Source organism: Prosthecobacter sp. (genome assembly GCF_020439865.1).
Classification (GTDB): Bacteria; Verrucomicrobiota; Verrucomicrobiia; order Verrucomicrobiales; family Verrucomicrobiaceae; genus Prosthecobacter.
Genome location: NZ_JAGRPF010000152.1, coordinates 18350 through 44388 on the forward strand (window position 1 = coordinate 18350; position 26039 = coordinate 44388).

18 protein-coding genes are annotated in these 26039 nt (G+C 61.2%); 16 read left to right on the forward strand and 2 right to left on the reverse strand.

All coding sequences use genetic code 11. The annotated features are described in order from the left end of the window. Position 1 precedes the first annotated feature (1 nt). From KDL09_RS18855 to KDL09_RS18870, 4 genes are all read left to right on the forward strand, one after another. A complete protein-coding gene (locus KDL09_RS18855) occupies positions 2–1546 on the forward strand; it encodes a sulfatase (protein ID WP_294388671.1) in 1545 nt (514 codons plus the stop codon). A 157-nt stretch (positions 1547–1703) separates the two neighbouring features. Then, positions 1704–2699 (forward strand): hypothetical protein, encoded by a 996-nt coding sequence (locus KDL09_RS18860; RefSeq protein WP_294388674.1) that lies wholly within the window; start codon positions 1704–1706, stop codon positions 2697–2699. Beyond that, positions 2696–3841, forward strand: a complete 1146-nt coding sequence (locus KDL09_RS18865) for a zinc ribbon domain-containing protein (RefSeq protein WP_294388677.1) — start codon at positions 2696–2698, stop codon at positions 3839–3841. The genes KDL09_RS18860 and KDL09_RS18865 overlap by 4 nt, the downstream gene beginning before the upstream one ends. Then, positions 3838–4590: a hypothetical protein gene (locus tag KDL09_RS18870; protein WP_294388681.1), complete on the forward strand. Its 753-nt coding sequence runs from the start codon at positions 3838–3840 to the stop codon at positions 4588–4590. Before KDL09_RS18865 ends, KDL09_RS18870 begins: the two co-directional genes overlap by 4 nt. On the opposite strand, the gene KDL09_RS18875 is transcribed toward KDL09_RS18870, so the two are convergent. After that, the gene (locus KDL09_RS18875) at positions 4587–5564 is read right to left on the reverse strand and encodes a hypothetical protein (protein ID WP_294388684.1); all 978 of its coding nucleotides are present in this window, start codon (positions 5562–5564) and stop codon (positions 4587–4589) included. The genes KDL09_RS18870 and KDL09_RS18875 overlap by 4 nt on opposite strands. A gap of 101 nt (positions 5565–5665) precedes the next feature. On the opposite strand from KDL09_RS18875, the gene KDL09_RS18880 reads away from it, so the two are divergent. From KDL09_RS18880 to KDL09_RS18895, 4 genes are all read left to right on the forward strand, one after another. After that, positions 5666–9478, forward strand: coding sequence for an RDD family protein (locus KDL09_RS18880; RefSeq protein ID WP_294388687.1), 3813 nt, complete (start codon positions 5666–5668; stop codon positions 9476–9478). Between the two features lie 21 nt (positions 9479–9499). Further along, entirely contained in the window at positions 9500–10765 is a 1266-nt protein-coding gene (locus KDL09_RS18885) for a zinc ribbon domain-containing protein (protein ID WP_294388690.1), read from the forward strand. 2 nt (positions 10766–10767) lie between these two features. Further along, entirely contained in the window at positions 10768–11430 is a 663-nt protein-coding gene (locus KDL09_RS18890; protein ID WP_294388693.1) for a zinc ribbon domain-containing protein, read from the forward strand. 61 nt (positions 11431–11491) lie between these two features. Then, on the forward strand, positions 11492–12805 hold the full coding sequence (locus KDL09_RS18895) for a right-handed parallel beta-helix repeat-containing protein (RefSeq protein WP_294388694.1): 1314 nt from the start codon (positions 11492–11494) through the stop codon (positions 12803–12805). Here KDL09_RS18895 and KDL09_RS18900 read toward each other — a convergent pair whose 3' ends face one another. Next, complete coding sequence (locus KDL09_RS18900; RefSeq protein WP_294388696.1) at positions 12806–13933, reverse strand: DEAD/DEAH box helicase; 1128 nt, start codon at positions 13931–13933, stop codon at positions 12806–12808. Between the two features lie 91 nt (positions 13934–14024). Between KDL09_RS18900 and KDL09_RS18905 the strand changes: the two genes are divergently transcribed. From KDL09_RS18905 to KDL09_RS18940, 8 genes are all read left to right on the forward strand, one after another. Beyond that, on the forward strand, positions 14025–16142 hold the full coding sequence (locus tag KDL09_RS18905; protein ID WP_294388698.1) for an FAD-dependent oxidoreductase: 2118 nt from the start codon (positions 14025–14027) through the stop codon (positions 16140–16142). Continuing rightward, positions 16139–17572, forward strand: a complete 1434-nt coding sequence (locus KDL09_RS18910; protein ID WP_294388702.1) for a sulfatase-like hydrolase/transferase — start codon at positions 16139–16141, stop codon at positions 17570–17572. Before KDL09_RS18905 ends, KDL09_RS18910 begins: the two co-directional genes overlap by 4 nt. Before the next feature lie 2 nt (positions 17573–17574). Then, positions 17575–19164: a sulfatase-like hydrolase/transferase gene (locus KDL09_RS18915; protein ID WP_294388706.1), complete on the forward strand. Its 1590-nt coding sequence runs from the start codon at positions 17575–17577 to the stop codon at positions 19162–19164. Between the two features lie 53 nt (positions 19165–19217). Next, positions 19218–20654, forward strand: a complete 1437-nt coding sequence (locus KDL09_RS18920; protein ID WP_294388708.1) for a sulfatase-like hydrolase/transferase — start codon at positions 19218–19220, stop codon at positions 20652–20654. Between the two features lie 7 nt (positions 20655–20661). Continuing rightward, the gene (locus tag KDL09_RS18925; RefSeq protein ID WP_294388710.1) at positions 20662–22098 is read left to right on the forward strand and encodes a sulfatase-like hydrolase/transferase; all 1437 of its coding nucleotides are present in this window, start codon (positions 20662–20664) and stop codon (positions 22096–22098) included. Between the two features lie 15 nt (positions 22099–22113). Continuing rightward, positions 22114–22965 carry an alpha/beta hydrolase gene (locus tag KDL09_RS18930; protein WP_294388711.1) on the forward strand — a complete coding sequence of 284 codons (852 nt, stop codon included), beginning with the start codon at positions 22114–22116 and terminating at the stop codon, positions 22963–22965. An 84-nt stretch (positions 22966–23049) separates the two neighbouring features. Continuing rightward, positions 23050–24528 carry a sulfatase gene (locus KDL09_RS18935; protein ID WP_294388713.1) on the forward strand — a complete coding sequence of 493 codons (1479 nt, stop codon included), beginning with the start codon at positions 23050–23052 and terminating at the stop codon, positions 24526–24528. A gap of 45 nt (positions 24529–24573) precedes the next feature. After that, on the forward strand, positions 24574–26037 hold the full coding sequence (locus tag KDL09_RS18940) for a sulfatase (RefSeq protein WP_294388715.1): 1464 nt from the start codon (positions 24574–24576) through the stop codon (positions 26035–26037). The last annotated feature ends 2 nt before the right edge of the window (positions 26038–26039 follow it).

Below are 26039 nucleotides of genomic sequence, written 5' to 3' on the forward strand. Positions count from 1 at the left end.
CATGCGCATCGCTCTCATCCTTCTATCGTCACTTCTCGTCGCACAGTCGTCATTTTCGGCGCAGCCGAACGTGCTGATCATCCAGACGGACGAGCACAACTTCCGTACGCTCGGCTGCTATCGCAAACTGCTGCCGCCGGAGCAGGCCTTCATTTGGGGCGAAGGCGTGAAGGTGGACACGCCGAACATTGACTCCATCGCGGAACGCGGCGCCATCTGCACGCGCTACTACGCCACGTCGCCGGTTTGCACCCCATCGCGTGCCGCGCTAATGACCGGCGTGTATCCGCAGAACACGGGCAGCATTTCGAATGATCTGCCGATGCTCGACTCGATGGAAACCTTCGCAGCCGTGCTCGGTGCGAACGGCTACGCCACGGGTTATGCCGGCAAGTGGCATCTCGACGGACCGGCCAAGCCCGGCTGGGCGCCAGCGCGTAAGTTTGGCTTCGAGGACAACCGCTACATGTTCAACCGCGGCCATTGGAAGAAACTCGGCGAAGATGCGAGCGGTCCCAAGGTCGCGGCGACCGATAAGAAGGGCACCCCGAACTACGATGTGGCCGATGCCGACGACAAATCCTTCACCACCGACTTCCTCGCGGACCGCACCATCGAGTTCATCAACAAGAACAAGGAGAAGCCCTTCTGCTTCATGGTAAGCATCCCCGATCCTCACGGGCCGAACACCGTGCGTGCGCCATACGACACGATGTTTGATCCGAAACCCTTCCAGCAGCCGAAGTCTGCGCTGACGAAGGGCGATCAACTGCCATCCTTCGCCAGCATCATGCAGGACCGTTTCGTGGCACGGCAGATGGCGCTCTACTTCGGCATGGTGAAGTGCATCGACGACAACATCGGCCGCATCCTCGCGACGCTGCGCCAGAACGGCCAGCTTGAGAACACCATCCTCGTCTTCACCTCCGACCACGGCGACATGTGCGGCGAGCACGGCCGCTACAACAAAGGCATCCCCTGCGAAGGCAGCGCCCGCATTCCTTTCGTCATCGCCGCGCCCGGCATGATCCAGCCCGGCACCGTCATCAACGAAGCGCTCGGCACCGTCGATTTCAAACCCACGCTGCTGAGCCTGCTCGGCGTCGAAGCCAAAGCCGCCATGCAAGGTCGTGATGCTTCCGCTCTCCTCAAATCCGGCAAAGCACCCGAAGGCTGGGTCGATCAGGCCTTCGTCCGCATCGGCGGCACAGCCAGAGAAGGCGCAGCAAGCAGTGGAGGCGCAGGGTGGCTGGCAACCTTCACAAAGCGCCACAAGCTCATCCTCTCGCCCACCGATGATCCCGCACTCTTCGATCTCGACAGCGATCCGTTTGAAATGAAGAACCTCTTCCACGATCCCGCGCAGCGGGAACTGATCCGCACGCTCGCCAAAGGATTGGAAGGCTATCTCACGACGCGAAACGATCCGCACGCCAAATCCCCTGCCGTCATGGCCGATCTCGCCTGGTGCCTCTCCGACGCCACCGACTACACGGCCCCGAAGCGTGACAAAACAAAGCGCGGAAAGGCGGAGCGTGACGAGTAAGCTTGCCAGATTCGTTTGATTGCTGGCAACTGCCCCCACTTGAACGTCGATCGCAAGAGACGCCCCCCGGCCTGACAGGCTGAGATGGGGCAAGAAACGGCTGGGAGTGCCCAATAGCCGGGTGGTGACATCGGACAAAGGGCCGTACGATATCACCATGAAAACTTCCACCGGTTTGCGGCTGGTTCTCACACTGGCAGTGATGCTTCTGCCCGTATTGACACTTCGTGGCGAAGAGTTTCCGACGGAACCGCTCACGCTGTCGGCCGATCTGAATGGTGACGGCGTGCCGGAGCAGATCTCGCGGCGCAAAGTGGGAGCAGATGACCAACTGGGCACATTTTTCCAAATCCTGGTAAAAGATGCTCAAGGCACGGTACTGTGGAAGAGCCCGGAGGTGCTGGCCGTCGATCATCCGCTGGCATTTGGGGAATGGGATTTCGGCATCAGCCTCCCGCAGTTTGCGGCGGACATCGATCATGACGGCAAAGTGGAACTGATCGTGCCCGCGCCGCAGAGTGATGTGTCACCCACGACGTTCCGTTTGTTCCGCTGGAACGGCGCGGCATTTGCGCCGTTGCAGGTAAAGGCTCTCACAGGCAAGGCGCAGACCGGAGCGGCTTTTCGCTGGACGGCCAACCCCACGCCGTCGTCGTATTGGGTCGAGAAATGGATCGGCACCAGCGCGGAGGGCGGCTGGGTGGTGAAACTCGTGACGATGCCGGAAGGCGGTGACCTGATGACGGCGGTGGCTGTGATGGCTGCGAAGAGTGACGGATTTGAACTCGTGCGCTGGATCGAATCTCCCGCAGCGCTTGGCAATGAGGGCGGCGAATCCGTAGGTGTGAGGCCAGATTCATATCGTGCAAGACTCAGCGCGCAGGATCATGTGAACTCATCAGGCACGCCGCTGCGCAAAGTAATCGAAGTCCTGCGCCAGGACCGTGCGAACGTGCATCGCGGCACTCACCGGGACAAAGAGGACGATGTGGATGTGTTTTTCACCACGCCGGAAAACCGTGAAGGCATGTCGCAGCAGCCGCTGAAAGTGGTCGGCGGATCGAAGACCGAGGCAACGATCCTCAGCGGCACGCCCGTCGTTGAGGTACAGATTTCAAACGACGGCTTGCAGGTGGAAGTCATCAGCCCATGAGCACGCCGTCGAACCAGAACTGCTGTGCGAAATGCGGGGCCGCGCTCGCTGAAGGAGTGCGTTTCTGCGAACAGTGCGGCGCTCCGGTGGAGGTTTCGCCGCCCGCAATGCCATGCGCCGCGCCGCTTCCGGCGAAAGCAGCGGGCAACCCGCCGTTGCTGCTTATCGTGGTGGCGTTGGTGGTCGGAGCGCTGAGCTTTGCGGGCTACAGCCAGCGCGAACGATTGCTGGGCTGGTTGAAACGCAGCCCAGCTCCCGCGGTGACGACGCCCGCGCCCTCTCCGTCGGCGACTACCACTCAAACGCCGCCTGTGTCTGCGGTGCCGGTGAGTCCAGAAGTCGCCGCGGCACAGGATCTCGCGGAGATGATCCTGTGGTTTCAAAAGCTGCCCTGGCTCGTCGAATTGCAGAAGTCGATGCCACGTGGTGTCGGCATCGCGATGCATGCGGAGCCGTATGATGGAGGAGGATGGTCGGAGATGTCGTTGCGGGAGACGCACTCGAAGGACTCCGGCTTCGAGCCAAATGTGAGTCCGATGGTCGGCCTGTTTCGTGTCTCGCGTGCGGACCGACGCATCGAATGGATGGAGCCGGTCTCGGGCGAGTTTGTGCCGTTGGCGGAGTTTCTCAAAGATCGCGGACTGAGCGGCGGCACGGTGAACACGCCAACGCCGCCGCAAAGCAGCGCACGCGGTGTGCAGGGCGGTGATTTCGAAACGGCGGTTTCCACCGGTCCGAACAGCGACACAGCCGTCATCGTGACTGATCCAACGCAGAAGGGCAATCACGTCGCCCGCATCATCGGACCGGATGAGATGAGCTTTGACCTGCCGCTTAAACTGGCTGTCGGCACACCTGAGGCGACGATTGCGCTGCGTCTGCTGCTGCCGGAGAACACAAAGCTGGTCCGCTTCGACGACGGCAAATCGCCCGAAGGCATCCGCCTCCGCGTACGCTTGGTGAACGACATCGGCAACTCGATCATCCGTGATGCGGTCGTGCGGCCCATCGGACAATGGCGTGAGATGGAGTTCAGCTTTTACGACCTGCCGAAGAAGGTGGTCAGCGTGAGCGTGGAGGCCATCTGGATGGAAGGTCCGGTGTATTTTGACGACGTGAAACTCATCCCCACCCAACCATGAATCGAGACCTCAAATTTGCACGCCGCGCCTGGATCGTGGCGCTGATTGCCTTTCTCGCCTGTTTTGTTCCGGGTCTGGCCGGCTGGGACATGATGGATATCGGTTTCGCACTGATCATGCTGTGCGGGATGGTGTCACTCACGGCACTCATCACCGCGCTGGTGTTCCGCAGCCGCGGCAAGCAGGCCGAGGCCCTGCTCAGCGGCACGGGCGAATTCATCGTGGAGTGGAGCATCCCGCCGGAACTCTGGCGTGAGATTCTTCAACTGCAGTGTGAGGAGGAGAAGACCATGAAGATGGGGTTGCTTCGCATCGTGTGGTTCTTCTGCGTGCTGTTCGGCGTCGGCTTCATCGTCTTTGATCCGGATGCAGGCATCGTCGTTGGCGTGGTGATGCTGCTGCTCATGGTGATGACGGGGCTGCTGGCGAAACTGACACCGGGCGCGCGCATGCGTCGCCTTGGTAAAGCAGAAACACGGGTACGTGTGGGCAAAAAGTGCGTGATGCTCGGAGACGAACTGCATTCGTGGTCGATGCCCGGCTCATGGCTGCGGGATGTGGCGCTTGAAGAGGAGGATGGCCGGAGCTGGTTGCGTGTCTGCTACGCCTTCATCACGCGCACCGGCATTCAGGAGGAAAACGTTCTGCTGCCCGTGCCACCGAGCGAGATTCCCAAAGCCAAGTTCGCGGGAGAGGCGCTAGCCAAGGTGAAGCGCCACGAGCCACCGCCTCTTCCGGGGACTGTTTAACGTTCCCAAGCGAAAACCCACGTGCTGCGCCACGTCTCGCCTGGAACGCCGAGCTGGTAAAGGCCCGCAGCAGGGAGCACCTGCTTTGTTTCGCTTTTCGCCGGCAGCACGATCTCCACACCGGCGCTATGATGGCCTTCCTTGGTGCTGCGCATGCGCACTTTGAGTTCTCGGTCGGTTTCATTGCGCAGCGTGAGGTCGGCGCCTGCCGGCAGATGAACATCCCGCACGCCGGGGAAGATCGCGACGGGACCAAAGCGGATCACGCGGCCTGAAAGCTCTGGATAACCGGCCACCGGCTGCCACGCGAGCACGAACCACGCCGCCAGCGCGATGATGGCCGTGCCCGACCAGCCAAGTGACACACCGAGGCCGCGCGTAGCGCGCACTTGGCACACACGACCGAGCGGATAGCCGTAAAACAGATGAGCCACGAAGGCTATGATCACGGTTTGCGAAAATGCGCGAAGCCCAAAGAGCTCACCGAACGGCGTGACGACAGCCATCGCCTCCAGGCCAAGTCCCCACAGCACGCCCCAGACCCAATGACGGCCCGTCATGAGCAACGCAAAGATCCAGCCGAAGGTGATCCCGTTGCTGATGTGATACGTGAAGCCTGCGAGATCGGTCCATGGCGTGGCGTGATCGAGACCGCACACCCACATGCCGTAGGCCCGGATAGGCGGGAACGGATTTAGGCCCATCAAGTGCAGCGGCACGCGCACTGCATCGTAACCAACTGTGCCCCAGAGCCCACCGACGAGGCCCAGACGCAGCCGCTCCGTGAGAAACCAGTCTCCTTTGGCCGATGCCAGCAGCCACGCTGCGATGATCACCCCCACACAGGGCAGTGCGACAGGCAGAAGGAGTGTGTGCATCGTCGCGATTCCGGCGACCTGGCCGATCAACAGGGCGATGGAGCCAAAACAGGCGATCCAGACGCAAAAAGGAAGAGGGCGAAAGAAGGTGTTCATAAGGTCTGGGGTGCGCAATTCTGGTGTGGTGGTGCGTATTGTGGTGCAGTGTGGACGACCCCACGTTGTTTTGTATGCCAAAGCCTGCACAACAATCCGATGTGCTCAAATGCAAGCATTGCGCCTCGCTTGTCACAGCAGGTGCGAAGTTTTGCCCTTCCTGCGGCAAACCTGTCGAAGTGGACAAGTCGCCTGAGGCGACAAATGAAGCCAAGGCGGTCTCGCAGATTCAGAAACCGGTACATGTCACCGTCGCCGGAGGCACACCACCCCCGCCGTTGCCGCCTGCGGCGCTAGCAGACCGTGTGAAGGCCAGCGCGATCGATGTGGCGGTGATCTTCATCGGTGCGTGGTTGATCGGACAAATCATGTGGGTCTCAGCGTGGACGACCTGGCGTTTTCCGCTGCCCTTTGGCGGACAGTCGACGACGCTGCTTCCTTGGCTGCCGTTGCTGGTGGCCGCATTGTACTGGTTCACAGAAGTCGTCGGCGGACGTTCGCCCGGCAAACGCATCGCCGGTGTGCGTGTGGTGACTACCGAGGGCGGCAAGCCGGGATTCCTGGTGCTGAAGAAGCGCTGGATGATGAAGATCGGCGTCTTCGCCGGAGCGATGTTCCTCTGCATGGTGCTGTGGCAGATTCAAATGGGTGCGAATACGCGCAGCGGACCGTGGCTGCTGAATCGCCTCATCTTTTTGGTCGGCGGCGGCATTGAGGTGGCGGTCGTGATGTCACTCTTTGGCATGCGCGGGCTGCACGACCGCATGTCAGGCTGCTCAGTGGCGCGTTTTGACTCGACCGCTGCGCATCATCCGGCGTGGACGGCGGGAGAGCTGCATGTGAAACAGCTCATTCTCAAAACGCCGGGTCTGCTGCTGAAGTTTGTGAAAAGCGCGAGCGGCATCTTCGATGCGAAAGGGAAGTTCTCATGGAAGGCGCTGTGCCTCTACCCCGTGCGCATGTTCAAGTCGAAGACGCGCGCCTTCCTTCAGGGCGCGGCGCTCGGGATGATTATCCACTTCTCCACGGTGGGCCTCAGCGGCGGCTACAACGACGTGGCCAAGTTCCCCACGATGCTGATGGTGCCGACGCTGTCAAAAACCGCACCGTCATCGACTTTCTTCTTCCCGGTCGCCACGGCCTTGTGGGGCACGGTGGCCGCGATGTTTGGCTTCATCATCGGCGTGTTGCGCGGCGGTGCCACGAAGAAACCAGGCACACCGCCACTGCTGCCCGGAGCCGGCGTCGCAGCGGGTGTGGTGGCATTCCTGGTCTGTGAAGACCTCATGGCGGATGATTCGGGGTTGTCCGAATGGGGCGCGGATCCATCCCGCTTCGCGAAAGAGGGCGGCCTGAATCTCGTCGGCCAGAGCACGGTTGTCGGAGCCGCGACAGGCGCCGGCACGGCGATGGGACAAACCGCCGGCGAGACCGTGAACGAGGGCCTGACGAATGAAGAAGGCCCGCCCGGCGAGGGCTGGATGGTGACGGACGCTGACGGGAATGAGCACTTCTTCCCCACCAAGGAGGCTGCCGACAAGTACTGGCAGAAGCTCGTGAGCGAACAGGAGGCGGAGACCGAGAAGGAACACACACGGATGCGGCAGGAGGACTTCAAGAACACCGTCGAACAGATCGGTTTCGTGCAGTCCATCCGCGATGGATTGAAAGCGGCCGGCAGAGACTGCAGCGAACAGGACCGCGAAATCGAGCGCCTCACCCAGGAACGTGATCGCATCAACCGCGAACTCGCGGAAAAGGGCGCTTCCATTTCCTACACCGCCCAAGAACGCAGTATCTGGCGGCCGGATCCCGTGCTGGAACAGATGGTGCAGCAGCACAAGGAGGAGGCGCAGACCCTTCAGGACATTCACAAGACTGCGGAGGCAATCCGCAATCTGCAGGAACACGGGAATCTCAGCTACACCGAAGGCCAGTCAGAAAAGATGCTCGAGAAGCTCGACAAGATGTCGCAAGACCTGCTCAAAGGGCATCCACCGTCACGCGAGGATATCGAAAAGATCCGCCATCTCATCAGCAAGGAGATGGACGCTGAATCCTCCCGTCAGGATGCCCGCGACTCCAACTGGGTGCGCGACGGCGCCGAGTCCACCTCACGTGAGATTTTCACAGGCACGAACTCTGATGGCGAGACCTCCTACAAGGCGATGGTGCTGCGCGGACTAATCGGCGCGGCGACGGGTGGTCAGTCCGAATACGGCATGGAAATCGCCGAGAAAATGTACGGCGTGCATGACGACATCATGGCCGGCAAGAGCGGCATGGAGGCCTTCACGAACGCCGCCGGCAAGGTCATTTTTGATGAAGGCGTGGGTCGTGCCATGGAAAAAGGCCTGGCACTGACCGGCAAGGCCGCCGGCGCGGGCTACGAGGCCACCTTGAAGGGAACGGACTTCGACCGTGCGGCGAAGGAGCAGCTCGAAAAGGCAGGCAAGTTCCTGAATCAGGATGTGAAGGACCTCGTGGGCGGGACAAAGCCGAAGAACCCGGACCTGCCCGGCACAGGCATCCATGGCCCGTCCGAATCCGCGGTGCACGAGCGTACCAAAGCCTTCGAGGAAGGGCGCAAGATGGGCAATCAGAAGGTGGATGACTTGGAGCAGGCGATGAAGCAGCATCGTGACAATCCGACGCCGGAAAGCGCAGCGAAAGTGCGCGACAAACTCGACGCCGTGCAGCAGGACAAGCACGCCATGCAGGCCATGAACGGCCGCACAGGCGACGCCGCGGACAACGTGCGCAAAGGCTTCAGCGAGGATCTCGGTCAGTCCTACAACCAGGCCCACGACGCCGCCAAGCAGCGCATCGCGAAGGAGTACGGTGTCAATCCTGACGATGTGAAGGTGGTGCAGCCCACGAACAAGCCGGGTGCCGTGCCGGAACCTGATCCGAGCGGCTTTGCCAAGAAACCGAAGGGCGCTCCGAAAACGCATGGCGACGACATTGTGCAAACGCCCGGCAAGGTGCCCGACAACGTCAATCCGAAGAAGGCCAGCTTCGACCAGGACGTGACGTATCGTGTGAAGCAGGACGGCATCGATCCGCGCACCGGCAAGCCGGTCAGCGGGCATCTGGATGTGCCCAAGACGGACGCGAAGCGCATCTACAACGAAGAATTCTACAAAGCCCGCCACGACGGCAAGCTGCCCTACGAGACGCACCCCGATGGCAGCATCAAGATGGGCGCGGACGGCAAGCCCATCGTCGATGCGAAGAAGGTCAACGACTACAACCACAAGATGGACCAGTCCGTCACCGACCGGCTCGACGCCGAGGCTTACGGCACCGGCGACAAAGACCTGCAAACCGCCACCAACAGCAACGTCAAGGGCCGCGACTTCAGCGACGTCGAAGGCGTTGGGAAAACGATGGAGCACAAGCAGTACGAGTGGCGCAACGAGGCCCAGAAAATGCAGAAGGACGCCTCCGAACTGAGCAAGCTCGCCAAAGAGGAGGCCGCCGCGGGGAACCTCGAAAGAGCCGCCGAGCTCCAGGGCCACGCGGACAAACTCTCCTCAGCCGCTGAAGGCAAGATGGAGGAAGGTTTTCGCCAGACGACAAAGCAGTTCAAAAACCAGATCCAGGGCCGCGTGGATGCGCTGAACTCCAGCATGGGCAGAAACGTCGCCAATGTGCCGCCGAAGCTGCAGGAAGCCGTCGGCATCATGGAGCAATGCGGCAAGCCCGGTTACTCGCCCGCGGAAGTCGAGCGCAAACTCGCGCAGATGGGCTACACGCCGGAGAAGGTCGTGAACCAGATGTCCAGCACGTTGGAAAGCCTGCAAAAGTTCAAGCCCAGCGGCCTGCCCAAACCGCCGGTGCCCGCGCCGCCCGGCTTCATGGGCCGCATTATCGGCCAGACCGCCACGAAGGGCGCATTCGCTCAAAAATAACCTTTCATCCCCACCACGCTCATGAACTACGAAGGCAAAGATCTCGTCGCCACTGGCGCAGAACTCGTGGCGGCTTCAGCGCTCATCGGCGAGCCCTACGGCAGTCTTTCCCGACTCCCGCGCGTACTTCCCACGCCCGAGGTCGAGGCGCAGGTGAAGGCGTTTTTGGAGCAGCTCTCCCCCGAACGACGCCAGATCACCGGTGCAATGATCGCCGCCGTGGCGAATCCGGGTCGTGCGGGCACGCTGCACTACACGCTGGGTGACCTCGAAGTGCGCCGCGTCATTCTCGCCTGGCATCCAGCCACCGGCCACGCATGGACGTTCATGTTTTTCGCAGAGACGCGCTGGCATCTGCGCCTGCTCACGCCGGATGATCTGCTCCGCGTGCTCATGGAGGTGCTTCAGGAGGACACTCAGCTGCGCAGCACGCCTTATCGCTGCTGTCTGAATACATCGTCTTCGCTCCTCTTCCTCGGCATCCTGCATCTGCTTCAGGCCGCGCATCTGCACGCCTGCCTCGGTCATGTGGAGTCGCCCATCAGCTTCGTGCCGTCGGTGCTTCCCGATGTGATGCACGAGGGCTCCACGGAAGACTTCCGCTGGCCGCTGTACTTCTTTGACAAAGTCCTGCCACAGTCCGTCGAGATCATGCCATGGGCCGAAGAACTCGCTCCCGCGCTCGCGGATCTCGTCGCACATGATCTCATCAAGCCACAGGGTGAAGACTATGCGCTCACACCCGCCGGCTTCGCCTTCGCCGCTGCCTTCCGGCATCATCTCACGAAGATCGGCCTGCGTTTCACCGGTCAAAACGACGCCGACATCGAGACGCACGAGGCCCTGCTGCTCGTTCGTTCGCCGCACGATCTGCATTTGATCGATGTGGGCGGCAAGGAAAGCGCGCTCGCCTCGCTCACGCTCGAAAATGCACGCAATCTGCTCGACGGACTGCTCCGCATCGGACCCGCCGAAGCGCAGCCTGCTGCTGAACCAACACCCGCATCCGCTCCTGCACCGGCCCCCAAACATACCTGCACCGTCTGCGGGGCTCGTTTCGCCGCGGACGCTGACGCCTGTCCCACCTGTGGAACGCCGGTGCATCCAGAGTCAGCCGCCGCATCTCCCGCCCCCGTTGCTGCGCCGCCGCACAGCGTCAAACCGCCGCCACTGCCACCCAAATCGGCTCCGACACCTGCCGGACCGCCGGTCTGCAAGCAATGCGGCAAACCGCTCGCCAAGGCCACGTCTAAATTCTGCGGTCACTGTGGCGCACCCGTTTCCTGATCATGTCTGATTCCGTCTCTGCCTTCTGCACCAACTGCGGCTCAACGCTGACGCCCGGCTCTGCGTTCTGCGATCAATGCGGACATCGCGCCGCATCAGCTCAGCCATCACCGCCTCCACAGACACCGCCGCCTGCACCCGCTGTTGTCGCGTCGCCTCCGCCGGCATCCAGCGTTCCGTTTTCAAGCATCGAACAGGCAAAGCAGTCGTCGAAAGGGCTCTCGATGGTGATCATCATTGTGGTCGCCGCTGTGCTGGGTGGCATTGGAGGCCTTGTGGTCGAGCGTGTCAAAAAAGCCCGCAAGGAGGCTCCGATCTCCGCACCCACCAAGCCCACGATCCTCGCCGATCCAGTGGGCGCCTTCAATGACAAGGGCACACCGCCGGTCGAAGTGGCCTACATTCACTTCCTCGATGAGGCGCATCGCCTCACGAACGGAAAAATCCGTGTTGGCTCGCCTGCTTCCACACCGACCCGCATCGAAGTGAACGTCACCGCACCCAATGCGAAACCCGAGATCGTCGTGGTCGTGGAAAAATCCAACAACGGCCGCCACGCCGTTGTCTTCGTCGGCCCCAAAGACGCCGGCGCCGTGCGCAGTTACACGCTCGCTTTTGAAAACGGAGCCTGGAAGATTCAGTCCTTCAAGGACCTGGACGGATGACCGAAGCCGGCGCCGTGCGGCTTCTATTCACAACGTTCTTGATTGGCCGCCATTCATCGTCATGGCAGCTCAACACATGAATGTCTCTCCCAACTTCGTCGCACGTCTTCGTCGCGTTCTTGTCGCATTACCGCTGGTGTTTGCCCATGCGCACGCGTCGGAGCTCTCCGTCGCCGCCTATCCTTCGATCCAGGCGGCTTTGGACGCGAATCCGAATTGCATGCTCTTCGTTCCGGCGGGTGATTACGTCATCAAGGACAAGATTTGCATCCGCGGCGAGCGCAGCGGGCTGTTTGGCCCCGGTCGTATCATTCAGCAGAGCGACGATCAGCCGATCATCGAAATTGAAAACGCCAACGCCGCCGAGATTCGTGATCTGACACTCACGCGGCCTGAAGGGAAGATGGAAACGCGCAACGAGGGCATTCTGGCGATCAAGTGCCGCGACCTCGTCATCGATAACGTGCGCGTGATCGACAACCGCTCGAGGTCGAGCGTTATCGAAATTCGGGAATGCAAGGACGCACGCATCAGCCGCTGTCTGGTGCGCAATTACATGCGCGTTAGCATCGACGACCGCACGGCGAACAAAGAACTCGGCTACGCCTTCAACTGCACCGACGGCACCGGCATCAACGTGACCTACAGCACCGGCACGCTGGTCGAGGGCAACCGCGTCATCGAGGACAACCTCGTGCCGACACCGGAGATCAAGGCGAAGCACAAGCTCGGCGACTTCGTGAAAAAGAACGCGGAGAAGGGCGCGATCATCAATCAGCAAATGTGGGATGCGAACTACACGGACGCCTGGCAGCAGGGCTCCGCCATCGTGATCAATGCGCCCGAAGCCAACGACCTCACGCGTGTGATTGGCAACCACATCGAAAACGCTGCACAGGGTTTGGACATCCACGCGGATCACGTGATCGTCTCACAGAACATTATCACCAACGCCTTCATCGGCATGAAGGCGATGCACGGCAGCCGCAACGTGCTCATCACGGGCAACCAGTTCGTCCGTAACTCGCTCTGGGCCATCGGCCTCATGCCTGGGGCCGCTGCCAACGCTGAAAACTTCGACGGCGGCTCGATCATCTCCAATAACATCATCTCCGACTTCGGTCACGGCGACGCGCATTGGATTTGGGGCGATGAACGCTCGCCCATCAAGTTCGACACCGGCCAGCAGCCCGATGATCCGCCGCTCACCGATGTGATCATCACCGGCAACCTCATCCACTGCATCGGCAAACCGCGCTACAAATACGCCGTGATCATCCCCGGCGGTCCGAATGCGCCGCGCGGCCTGCATTTCTCGAACAATCTGTTTCACCCCGGCACAAGCGGAGTGTGCAACACGGAGCTGCCGCCGTGATCAGCGCCGGAGCTCGCTGAACTTCACGTGCAGCTTGGTTTCGAGCTGGGTGATCTGCCATTTTTCCTTCGGCTCGATCAGCGCGAGCGACATGCCCTTCTTTCCCGCGCGAGCGGTGCGGCCGGCGCGGTGGGTGTAGTATTCGAGCTGATCGGGAAGCTGGTGATGGATGACGAAGGACAGGTCGGCGACGTCGATGCCGCGCGCGGCGACATCGGTGGCAATGACGAACGGAACGCGCTGTTTCTTGAAGGCACGCATCACCTTGTCGCGCTCTTTCTGCATCAGATCTCCCTGCAGCACGTCCACCGGCAGGCCGAGCTCGGTCAGTTCGTTGAACAGCGCCATCGCGCCCGCCTTGGTGCGGCAGAAGATGAGGCCGCGCTGGCCTTTCTGGCGCTTGAGGAAGTCGTAGATGAAGTCGGTTTTCTTCTCGCGTTTGCAGAAGGCAAAGCGGTGGTCGATGTCGCGGTTCACCACGTTCGCCTGGTCGATCTGGATCGAGTGCGCGCTGGCGGACATGCAGCCTTTGATGAGCTGCTGGATCGCCTCGGGAAACGTCGCGGAGAAGAGCCAGGTGCTGCGGCGCATGGCGGCCAGTTTGAGAATCTCCGTGAGCTGTTTCTTGAAACCCATGCTCAGCATTTCGTCCGCCTCGTCCAGCACGACGTAACGCACAAACTCCAGCGTGAGCGCATCGCGCTCGATCAAATCGAGCAACCGGCCCGGCGTGGCGACGAGAATGTGCGTGGGACGACGCAGCCTTTCGATCTGCTGGTCGATGTTGTCACCGCCGCCGACCACCTCGATGAAAATCTTCTCCGTGTACTTCGTGAAGCGGAAGAGCTGCTTGCCGATCTGCTTTGCCAGCTCGCGCGTCGGAGCGAGCACCAGGCCCTGAATGTCGCGATGCTTCGGATTCATCTTCGTCAGCAGCGGCAGGCCAAACGCGGCCGTCTTGCCGGTGCCGGTCTGCGCCTGCGCGATGAGATCGCCGCCATCCGTCAGCAGAAACGGGATCACTTTTGCCTGTACCTCGGTCGGCGTGACGATGCCCAGTTCCTCCAGACCACGGATCATCTCCGGCGGGATTCCGAGGGCGGCAAAAGGATGGGGGGCGTCTGACATGGCGCTGCTGTCCGTCATGCCGCGGTGAAATGCCAGCGGAATGCAGGGCAACATGACGGTTATCGAGCCCGTTCATGCTTCAGCCCATTTCATGAAATCCTTTCTTCTCACGTTCCTCCTGACCAGTTTTGCCGCTGCTGAATCGATTCAAACCGATCTCCTCATCGTCGGCGGCACCGAGTCCGGCTGGGCGGCGGCGATTCAGGCGGCGCGCATGGGGGTGAAGTCGATCACGATCGTGCACGACGGCGAATGGCTCGGCGGGCAATACACGGAGCAGGGGCTCGTTTGCGTGGATGAGAACAAGGGTGTGGGCAAGGTCGGCTGGGGGCCGGACTGGCATCCGATGAAACGCTCGTTTCATCGCTTCGGCCTCTTCAAAGAGCTGATGGATCGCATCGAGGCCTTCAACACACAAAAGTACGGCTCGCCGATGCCCGGGAAGCCGATGCATGGGCCGACCACGTTTCGTCCGGCCGAGGCGGAGGCGATTTTTCGCGAGATGCTGCAGCCTTACATCGCCAGCGGGCAGGTGAAGCTGCATCTGAACTTCATCCCGCTGAGCGCGATGAAGTCGAAGGACGGCCATCGCATCACCGGCATGACGTTTCGCTCGACGAAGGGCGAGGAACTGAGCGTCGAAGCACCGCTGACGATCGATGCGTCGGACTGGGGCGATGTCGTGCAGCTTTCCGGCACGGAGTTTGAGGTCGGGCCAGATCCGAAGTCGCGCTACGGCGAACCGAGTGCACAGGAGGATGTGTCCGTGAATCCGCCGAATGAAATGAATCCGATCACGTGGACGCTCATTGTCGAGGAAAGCAAAGGCGACACGCCGATCCCGCAGCCGCCGCATTACGATGACCGTCGCTACTGGGGATCCACGAAGTTTGGCAAGGCGGAGGCCTCCAAACAAAAATGGGAGCGCAAGGTGCGCGCCAGCGGCATGGCGCCGTGGCCTGCCAAGGGACACGAAGCAGCTCGGCAGGGAACGATTCTCACGATGCGCCGCATCGTCGAAGGTACGACGAGCAAGGACGGCATTACTTCAGCGCTCATCTGCTACTCGAACGGCCAAGATTATCCGCTGGAACGGCTGCCGCGGCATGTATGCGATGGGCTGGAGGCCACGGAGGCCGGCGCATCGATGAAGAACCTCGTTTTGATGACGCGTGCGCAGCGCGAGATCGTCTTTGCCGACTGCCGCGCGCATTCGCTCGGCCTGCTGTATCATTTGCAGACGACCGTGCATGATCGCGCCAAGGACACCGCGAACAGCCTGCGGCATTACCATCTCAGCACGGAGTTCGGCACGCCGGACAACCTGCCGATGAAACCCTATATCCGCGAGAGCCTGCGGCTGAAGGCGCTGCACATGATGCGCGAGCAGGACAGCCTCGTCATCGACGGCAATGGCAAGAACGGCGCCAAGGAAACCTTCGCGAAGGTGATGTATCCCGACGGCGTCTTCTGCTGGCAGTTCCACTACGACTTCCACGATACCGGTCGCACTTATCTGAAGAGCGAGGGCGATTCAGGTCCATGGACGCATTACGAGAAGCCCGGTCGCGGTGTGCACAATCTCAGCGAGCGCAGCGTCTTCCCGCTGCGCAGCCTGATTCCCGTGAAGATGGACGGTCTGATCGGTGCGCAGGGCAATGTGGGTTTCAGCAGCATCGTCAGTTCCGCGATCCGGCTGCACGATCATCGCGTGCACATCGGCCAGGCCGCGGCAGCGCTCGCGGTGCTGGCGATGAAGCATCACATCCAGCCACGTGACATGGCGTGGAACCGCGAACGCCTTGAAGAAATCCAGCACGCCCTCTGCGGCGGCACGGAAGGCGTGCCGATGCTGCTGTTCCCCTGGCGCGATATTCCTGAGGATCACGCGGCGTTCGTCGCGATCAATCGTTTAAGTGCGCGCGGTTTGATTCCCGTCGATCGACACGAGGTCGATTTTCAACCCGATGCACCCGCGACGAAGGAGTGGCAGCAAGCGGTGATCAATTGTTGCATGGCTTATGACTTCAGCGTGATCACTGATGACCAGCTCACCCGCGGTGAATTCGCCCAACGCGTGTGGAATGCGATAAAGACCCAGTCGCCTCCGGCGTGGAAGCGATTGAAACCCGACGATGCCGATGCGGACGGCATTCCTGACCTCGATGACGCGCTCCCGTTTACCAAGGAAACCCAAAGCTGGCCATGAAGACCCATCACCTCGTCCTCCTCTGCTGTTTTCTCACCGTCGGCCTCGCGCACGCGCAGCCGCCAAACGTCGTTTACATCATCGCCGATGATCAGACGTATCGCGATTTCGGCTTCATGGGCAGTCAGGATGCGCTGACGCCGCACATCGACAAACTGGCGGCGCAGTCGGCACGGTTCGTGAACGGCTATGTACCCACGAGTTTGTGCAGCCCGTCGCTTGGCGTGATGCTGACCGGACGCTATCCGCATCAAAGCGGACTGCATTACAATCACCCACCGCCCGGCAACAGCGGCTTCAACAAGATGTCATCGGCAGCTGAATATGAGGCGGCACGCAGTCCGGCCTTTGAGATCATTCGTTCACAGTCCACCCTGCCGCGAACGCTCGGCACACTGGGCTATCGCTCGTTTCAAACCGGCAAGTTCTGGGAGGGGCATTTCTCCAACGCGGGCTTCACAGACGGCATGACGATCTTCCAACCCTCACCGCATCTGAATTACACGGGCGTCACGCGAGTGCTAAAAGACGGGTCGCAGGCAGCGCACGGCAACGGCGACCACGGACTCGCCATTGGTCGCGAGACAATGCAGCCAATCGCGGATTTCCTCGACCGCAACGGCAAGACCCAGCCCTTTTTTCTCTGGTATGCACCTTACTTGCCGCATCAGCCCCACGACTCGCCGCAAAAGTATTTCGATCTGCATCGACAGCGCGGCGCGGCGGAGCATCGCATCCCGTATCTCGCGTCCGTGAGCCAGTTTGACGACACGGTGGGCGAATTGATGACGATGATCGACCAGCGCGGCCTGACGAAGGTCACGCTCTTCATCTTCGTCGTGGACAACGGCTGGACGCCTGGCAAGACGCGCATGAAGAAGAGCCCGAAGGAGTTCGAGCACACGCACGAGAGCAAGTACTCGCCCTTTGAAGATGGCCTCCGCACGCCGATCCTGATCCGCTGGGATGGGCACACGAGGGCGGAGACGCACGAGCAACTTGTCAGCAGCGTCGATCTTTTGCCCACGGTGCTCGCGGCCATCGGCAAACCGGATGCCATCGCATCACTGTCAGGCCGCAGCCTGTGGTCGGCGGCGATCGGTGAATCCAAGCTCGAAGACCAGCCCGTGTTTGGCGAAATCTATCCCGGCGATGCCACCAGTCTCGGCCATCCCTCACGCGACATCGCGTATCGCTGGATTCGCAGGGGCCCGTTGAAGCTGATCGTCCCTCAATCGCAAAAGGGCAAAGCGGCCTGGGGTGACTACCTTACGGACGTTGCCCTGTTCGACGTCGTCGCTGATCCCGACGAGAAAACCAATCTTGCCGCGAAGCCGGAGCATGCCGCCGACGTTCAGAAGCTGCGCCGCCAGCTCGACGCCTGGTGGACACCGGGCGATGACTCGCAGGTGCCCCAACCTCGACGCTGATCATGAAATCGTTGTTCCTTGCCTGCCTTCTTCCGGCTCTCTTCCTCCCGCTTTCCTCCGATGCGGCGCCGCCGAACATTCTTTTCATCTACGCCGATGACTGGGGCTGGGGCGATCTCGCCTGTCACGGACATCCGCATTTGAAGACGCCCCACCTCGACCGGCTCGCAAAGGAGGGCACGGACTTCCAGCAGTTCGTCGTGTGCAATCCGGTCTGCTCGCCGAGCCGCACCGCCATCGTCACCGGCCAGTATCCGGCGCGGCATCTCGTGCATCAACACTTCGCCAGTCATGCCGAGAACGAGGCGCGCGGCATGCCCGACTGGCTGGAGCCGAAAGTCACGTTGCTGCCGCGCCTGATGAAAAACGCCGGCTACACCACTGCACACTACGGCAAGTGGCACCTCTCTGGTGGCGGCAAGGACATCGATGCGCCATTGCCCACCGAGTACGGCTACGACGATGCCGCCGTGTGGACCGGTCCGGGGCGCAGTGTGTTTGAAGACACGAGCGTCGAGAAGCAGGCGGGAGATGCGCATGACAAATCCGGCGCGTCGTTTCAAACCATCGCCGCCGCCGAGCATGTGCTGCGTTTCATTCGCGACGCGAGCGGGAAGAAGCAGCCGTTTTACATCAACTTTTGGCTGCATGAGACGCACCATCTTGTCGCCGCCACAGAGGAGCAGAAGGCGCCGTATCCCGACACCTCCGAACCGCAGCGCACCTACTATTCCGCCGTCACACGTGCGGATGCGCAGATCGGCCGCGTGCTCGCGCTGCTGGATGAATTAAAGCTCGCCGACGACACGATCGTCATCTTCTCCAGCGACAACGGTCCTGAGAATTCGATGCCCGAACCCGGGCAGAAGTTCTATTACAGCGTCGGCACCACCGGCGGACTTCGTGGTCGCAAACGCAGCCTCTACATGGGCGGCGTTAACGTGCCCTTCATCGTGCGCTGGCCCGGCCACGTGCCTGCCGGACGGGTGGACAAAACGAGCGTCATCGCCGGCGTGGACATGCTGCCGACGCTGCTCGCTGCCAGCGGCATTCCTCTGCCCGCCGGTTATCAAAGCGACGGCCTCAATGTGCTCGCCGCTTTCAACGGCGAGCCCTTCACACGTCCGCAACCGCTGTTCTGGGAATGGCGCGGCCCGAACTCCCATGAGGCCGACTGGCCGCAGCTCGCCATGCGCGACGGCTTCTTCACGCTGCTCATGAAGCACGATGGCTCGCACGCCGAACTCTACGATCTCACCAAGGATCGCGGACAGGAGAACGACCTCGTCACCGCACAGCCCGAACGTGTCGCCAACATGACGACGGCCCTGCGCGCCTGGCAGCAAACGCTGCCCGTTACCACGCCGCCACCTGCTCCCACACCGCGCAAAGCACCGCCGGCCACGCCTTCCAAGCCTGCACCTGACCGCGCCGCTGTCTTTAAGAAGTGGGACAAGGACGCGGACGGCATCCTCACGCTCGAAGAATACACCAACGGCCTCTCCAAAAAGGAGAACGCAGCCCAGCGCTTCAAGAACTTCGACAAAAACGGCGACGGCAAGCTGACACGCGATGAATTCGTGACGCCGTGACGTCTGCGAGTCGTTTGTTGGAACAACCCGCCGGGTCCTTCGTTTTCCATCCCATGCACCGCATCTTCATCGCCCTGCTCCTTCTGACGTCGTCTGCTCTGGCCACCAAACCCAACATCATCTTCGTCATGGCCGACGACATGGGCTGGGGGCAGACCGGATATCGCGGGCATCCGGTGCTCAAGACTCCGAACATCGATGCGATGGCGGCCAACGGGCTGCGCCTTGACCGATTCTATGCCGGATGTCCCGTTTGCTCGCCGACGCGTGCCAGCGTGCTCACCGGACGTTCTCCAGATCGCGCAGGCGTGTTGAGCCACGGCTATGCGCTGCGTCTGCAGGAGAAGACGATCTCGCAGGCGCTCAAGGCCGCGGGATATGTGACCGGTCATTTCGGCAAATGGCATCTCGACGGCTTCAAAGGACCGGGTGCTCCAATCTTGAAGGATGATCCACGCAGCCCGGGTGCGTTTGCCTTCGATGAATGGACGTCGGTGACGAATTTCTACGATCAGAACCCGCTCATGTCCCGTGAGGGCGAGTTCGTGGACTTCAAAGGCGATTCATCCGATGTCGTGGTCGATGAGGCGCTGAAGTTCATCGAGAAACATCACTCCGGCGACAAGCCGCTCTTCACCGTCATCTGGTACGGCACACCGCACGCGCCGTTCAAGGCGCTCGAAGCCGACAAGGCGGAGTTCGGCGCACTGGACAAGTCGTCGCAGGATCACTACGGCGAACTCGTCGCGCTGGATCGCAGCCTCGGCAAACTGCGGCAGAAACTGCGCGACTTTGGCATCGCCGACAATACGCTGCTCGTCTTCAACAGCGACAACGGTGGACTGCCCGGCATCAAGCCGGAAACCGTGGGCGGCCTGCGCGGCTTCAAAGGCAGCGTGTTCGAAGGCGGCCTGCGCGTGCCGGGCATCATCGAGTGGCCGTCAGTGATCAAACCGCGTGTCACCAACCACGCCGCCTGCACGATGGACCTGTTTCCCACTGTCGCGGATGTGCTCGGCCTGTCTGACGACGTGATAGTCAAGCCGGTCGATGGCGTGAGCCTGAAGCCGCTCTTCGCCGGAGAGATCGGCGATCGGAAGCAGGCCATCCCGTTCCGCTTCGGCACCAAGGCCGCACTGACCGGCCAGCGCTACAAGATCCTCACCGAGAACCTCGGCAAAGGAGAGTTCCAGTTTTACGATCTGGAAACGGATCCGAACGAGACGAAGGACATCAGCAAGGAGCAGCCGGAGATGTTTGAGAAGATGAAGAAGGATCTGCTCGCGTGGAATGCCTCGGTCGATGCCAGTTTCGCGGGCAAAGATTACCCCGAAGGCAAGGTCACGCCGCCCGATCCTGAATCGATTCCATGGACCGAATTTCCCGGCTACAAGCCCTTCCTCGAAGAGTGGTCGAAGCGTTGGGAATACGAAAGCGCCATCAAAGGTGCGACGAAGGGTGGCAAGAAAAAGAAGAACAAGAGCGAATGACCTGCCTATGAAAACCTGGATCGCACTGGTTTTGCTGCTGTTCACTGCCGTATGTCCCGTTCACGCCACGCCGCCGAACATTGTCTTCATCATGCTCGACAACGTCGGGCAGGAGTGGTTCGGGTGCTACGGAAGCGAAGAAGGCTGCACGCCGCAGATCGACCGGCTCGCGGCCACAGGCATGCGTGTCGAGCACTGCTACACGCCGTCGGTCTGCGGACCGAGCCGCACGGTGTTGCTCACGGGGCGCTATCCGCACAGCACTGGTTTTCGCCTGCATCACGATGCCGCGCTCTACAGCGGCGGCGGGTTGGATCCGAAGCGTGAGATTCTTTTCCCGCGCCTGTTTCGCGAGGCCGGCTTCGCCACCTGCATCGCCGGCAAGTGGCAGGTGAACAATCTCTACGACGAGCCGGATGTGCTCACCCGGCACGGCTTTGACGAGCAGCTCGTGTGGCCCGGCAGCCTCGACACGAACAAAGTCAAGGGCGCCGATCTCGCGAAGTACTGGGACGCGGTGAAACGCGAAGACGCACCGGAGACGACCGCCTACATTCAGAACATCGAAAGCCGCTACTGGGATCCCGTTTTTCTGCGAAACGGCAAACGCGAAGTGCATCCCGGCAAGTTCGGACCGGACATCACGCAGGAGTTTGTCTTCGACTTCCTGAAGCGGCATCGCGACAAGCCGTTCATGCTCTACTACCCGATGGTGCTCACGCATGGCGCCACCTACACGCTGCCGGTCGTGCCCACGCCGGATCATCAGGAGACCGGTCTGTCGCATGAGCAAATGTTCGCCAACATGCTGCGCTACGCGGACAAGCAGGTCGGCCAGTTCGTCGATGAACTCGACAAGCTCGGTCTGCGCGACAACACGATCGTCTTCGTCGCCAGCGACAACGGCACCGAGAAGAGTTTCCACGCACGGCGCAACGGCCGCGACGTGACCGGCGGACTTTACTCGCTAACCGAGGCCGGCAGCGATGTCGTCCTGCTGGCGAACAGCCCCAAGCTCGTGCCCGCCGGTCGCGTGCTGCCACTCGCGGACTTCACCGATCTCTATCCAACCTTCTGTGAACTCGCCGATGTGCCGCTTTCGCCAAAGCACAAGGTGGATGGCAAATCCTTCGCCCAGTTCCTGCTCGGCAAGACGGATAAGACACCTCGCGAGTGGATTCTGAACGAGTACGACAAGGACCGCGTCGTACGCGACACGCAGTTCAAGCTCTACAGCGACGGCCGCTTCTTCGATGCGAACGCCGATCCCGCCGAGCAGCACAACATCGCGAGCAGCGACGCCACCGATCACCGCACCGCCCATGAGAAACTGCAGCGCGTGCTCGATTCACTTCCGCCTGATGTCGAGCCGCCCTTCCTGCTGCGCAGCCAGTCGGGATTCAAATTGCGCACAGCGGAGCGAATGAAGAAGCTCAGCCAATAACATTCACGACACCGCATGAAGCCTTGGTCGCTGTTGCTCTCGCTACTTCTCTTCGGCTCCGCATCATCGTCTGCTGCCGAGAAACCCATCGTGCTGTGGCCGGAAGGTGCGCCGGGCGCACTCGGCACCGCCGCAAAGGACATTCCGACGCTCACGCCCTATGTGCCCGCGAAGGCGAGCGGCGCAGCGATGCTGCTCATTCCTGGTGGCAGCTACTCCGGCATTTACGAAGGGCAGGCGGAACCGTTTGCGCTTTGGCTCAATGAGCAAGGCATCACCGCCTTCGTGCTGCGTTACCGTCTCGGAAGCGCGGGCTATCGCTATCCGGCGCAGCTTCAGGATGCCGTTGAGGCGATGCGCCAGATTCGGGCCGGTGCGACGAAGTGGAAGATCGATCCGAAGCGCATCGGCGTGATGGGATTCTCTGCCGGCGGCCATCTTGTCTCCACCCTGATCAACCGTCCTGAGGACGGTGAGATCGAAGGACGCACGCCCAGTGTCAGCCCGCGTCCGGATCTCGCGATCCTCTGCTATCCGGTCATCAGCATGATCACGAAACCACACGGCACCTCGCGGCGAATGCTGATCGGTGATGAACCTGAGGAGAAGTTGATTCGCCAAACATCCAGCGAACTTCAGGTGCACGCCGGTCTGCCTCCCTGCTTCCTCTGGCATACGACCGAGGACAAACTGGTGCCGGTCGAACATGCCCAGCTCTACGCTGCCGCTTTGCATCAACACGGCATCCCGCATGAACTTCATCTCTATCAGCACGGTGACCACGGCACCGGGCTCATCGGCACACAGCATCCCTGGTTCGCCGATTTGTTGTTCTGGCTCAAGGCGCAGGGTTTCATTGCGAAATAAAAGGAGGCCGTTGGGGGACTTGCGGAGCTTCTCCGTGGCATCTTCCTGACACAACTTTGCCTTCCTCGCGTTCACAGACATTCCATGAAGTCCTCGTTGCTCAGTCTCGTGCTTTTCTTCAGCATCTCGTCGCTTATCGCAGCGGCGCCGAACTTCGTCTGGATCATCGCGGATGACATGTCGCCGGACACAGGCGCCTACGGGCTGAAGGATGTGAGCACGCCGAATCTCGACCGCCTCGCAGCGGAGGGACGGCGTTACACACGCGCCTATGCAAGCGCCCCCGTGTGCAGCGCGTCGCGTTCGGCCTTCATTCTCGGCTGTTATCAAACGACCACCGGATTGCATCCGCATGACGCGGAGAATCCGCAGCCGCTGATGGCCCCCTACCGTCACCTGCCGGGGCTACTGCGGGACGCGGGATGGTTTGTGACGAATGCGCCGGCACCAGGCGGGCTGCGCAACGGCAAGCTCATCAAGAAGGCGAAAACGCACTACAACTTCAAACACGATGCAGCGGAGATGTATGACGGCGACGACTGGCGGAAACGAAAGCCAGGACAGCCATTCTTCGCGCAGTTTCAGATTCCCGAGCCGCATCGCCCGTTTCCGATTCCTGAGAGCTACGACGAAGCGAAACTCAACGCGATCCAGATTCCTCCGAACTATCCCGATCACCCGCTCATTCGTCGTGACTGGTATGCGTATCAGCGCAGCGTCGAGATGGTGGATCACCGCGTCGGCGTGATCCTCGACCAGTTGAAGGAAGAAGAAGTTCTCGACAACACTGTCGTCATGTTCTTCGCCGATCACGGTCGCCCGATGCCATGGGGCAAGCAGTGGCTCAGCGTCGAGGGACTGCAGGTGCCGCTGATCATGCGCGGTCCGGGCATCGAGGCGAACAGCGTCGAGAACCGCCTCGTGAGTCTGATCGATCTCGCACCGTCGATGCTTCAGCTCGTCGGGCTGCCGATCCCGACGTGGATGGAAGGCCGGGCGATCCTGCGTGGCGAATTCCCGGAGCGCAGCACGCTGTTTGCCGCACGCGACCGCTGTGGTGACGCGATGGACCGCATCCGCGCGGTGATCGGCACGGAGTCGCTGCTGGTTCGGAACTTCCAGCCCTCACGTTCGCGTCTCAACTGGTCCGGCTACAAGGAGGCCAGCTATCCCGGCATGCCGCTGCTGCGCGTGCTGAGCAAGTCCGGCGGTTTGAACGACTTTCAAGCGCAGTGGCTCACGCCTACCCGCCCGGAGATCGAATTCTATGATCTCAAGACCGATCCGCAGGGACTGCACAACATCGCCGGCGAGCCCGCAGTGAGCACCAAGATCGAATCCATGCGTGCCGCGATGGACACGTGGATCCAAACGAGTCCGGATCGTGGTGCGCAGGGAGATCCCGTTACCGAGCCGCCGCTCGCCACGATTCAGAAGGAAAAACGTGCCGACTACCAGCGCACCTGGAAAGCCCGCCTGAAAAAAGCCGAACCCACCGATGCCGAGCGCGTGGCGTGGTGGATGCAGGCCTACGGTCTGCCCGCGAAGGATCCGATCCCGTGATCTTCGGAGGAAGATTGCCCCCCTCGCATCCGTTCGCAGAGGTTCATGAAATTTGTCTGCGCCCTGCTTTCATTCTGCGCGGTTGTTTCGTGTCCGGCCGCTGATCAGCGCCGGCCGAACATCCTGTTCCTGTTTGCCGATGACCAGCGCTTCGACACGCAGAGCTGCGCGGGACATCCCATCGTGCAGACACCCACGGTCGATCGTCTCGCGGCAGAAGGCGTGCGTTTTAGCAATGCGCATGTCACCACACCCGTGTGCTGGGTGAGCCGCGCAGTGGTGCTGACGGGCCAGTGGGCGCGGTCTCATGCGCAGCGCCAGGCCATACCGTCGGTGAAGCCGGAGGTGCTGACCACCATGTATCCGGTGCTGCTGCGCGCTGCGGGCTATCGCACGGGGCACTTCGGCAAATGGCACATGATCGCACCGCAAGGCTTCAAGCCGCAAGAGCAGTATGACGAGTACGAGGCCATCGGCCGCAATCCGTATTTCAAAACGATGCCGGACGGTTCGAAGCGGCACGAAACCGACATCGTGTGCGACAAAGGCATCGAATTCATCAAATCGCAGCCGAAGGACAAACCCTTCGCGCTGAATCTCTGGTTCAACGCCGCGCATGCCGAGGATAGCGATCATCGTCCCGGCATCGGTCTCTATCCCTGGCCGCAGTCTGTCGATGGCATGTATGAGGACCGCTCCATTCCCCCGCCACGTTTGGGCGATCCGGCGATCTATGAAGCGCATCCGCAGTTCCTCAAAGACTCGATCAATCGTGAGCGCTGGTTCTGGGGCTACGACACGCCGGAGAAATTCGAAATCAATCTGCGCGCCTACTACCGCATGATCAGCGGCATCGATACGGCCATCGCACGCGTCCTTGCAGCGCTGAAGGAGGCGGGCCTCGCAGACAACACGATCATCGTTTATTCCGGCGACAACGGCTACTATCTCGGCGACCGCGGATTTCAGGGCAAGTGGTCGCACTTCGAGGAATCGCTGCGCGTGCCAATGATCATCTACGATCCGCGTGCGCCGAAAGAGAAACGCGGACGTGTCTTGGATGAGCTGGTGCTCAATGTCGATCTGCCCGCAACGTTCCTCGACTGGGCCGGAGTCGAACGTCCGGCCGCCTACGAAGGCCGCAGTCTCGCGACGCTCGTCGAAGACAAGGGCAAGGACAAACCATGGCGCACGCATTTCTTCTGCGAGCATCTCGATCTCGCACCGACGCTGACCTGGGAAGGCGTGCGCGATCAGCGCTACGTCTATGCGCGTTACTTTGATCAAACGCCTGCGTTCGAGTTTTTGCACGATCTCGAGACGGATCGCGATCAATTGAAGAATCTCGCCGGCGACTCCGCGCATGCCGAGGCGTTGCTGAAAATGCGAACGCTTTGCGATGCCGAGATGAACGCCCGCGGCGGCGCATTGCTGCCAATGGATCAGCGCGGTTCACGCAAGGCCGCGAAAAAGAAAGCTGCCGCGAAGAAAGCCAAAGCCACCCAGTAACC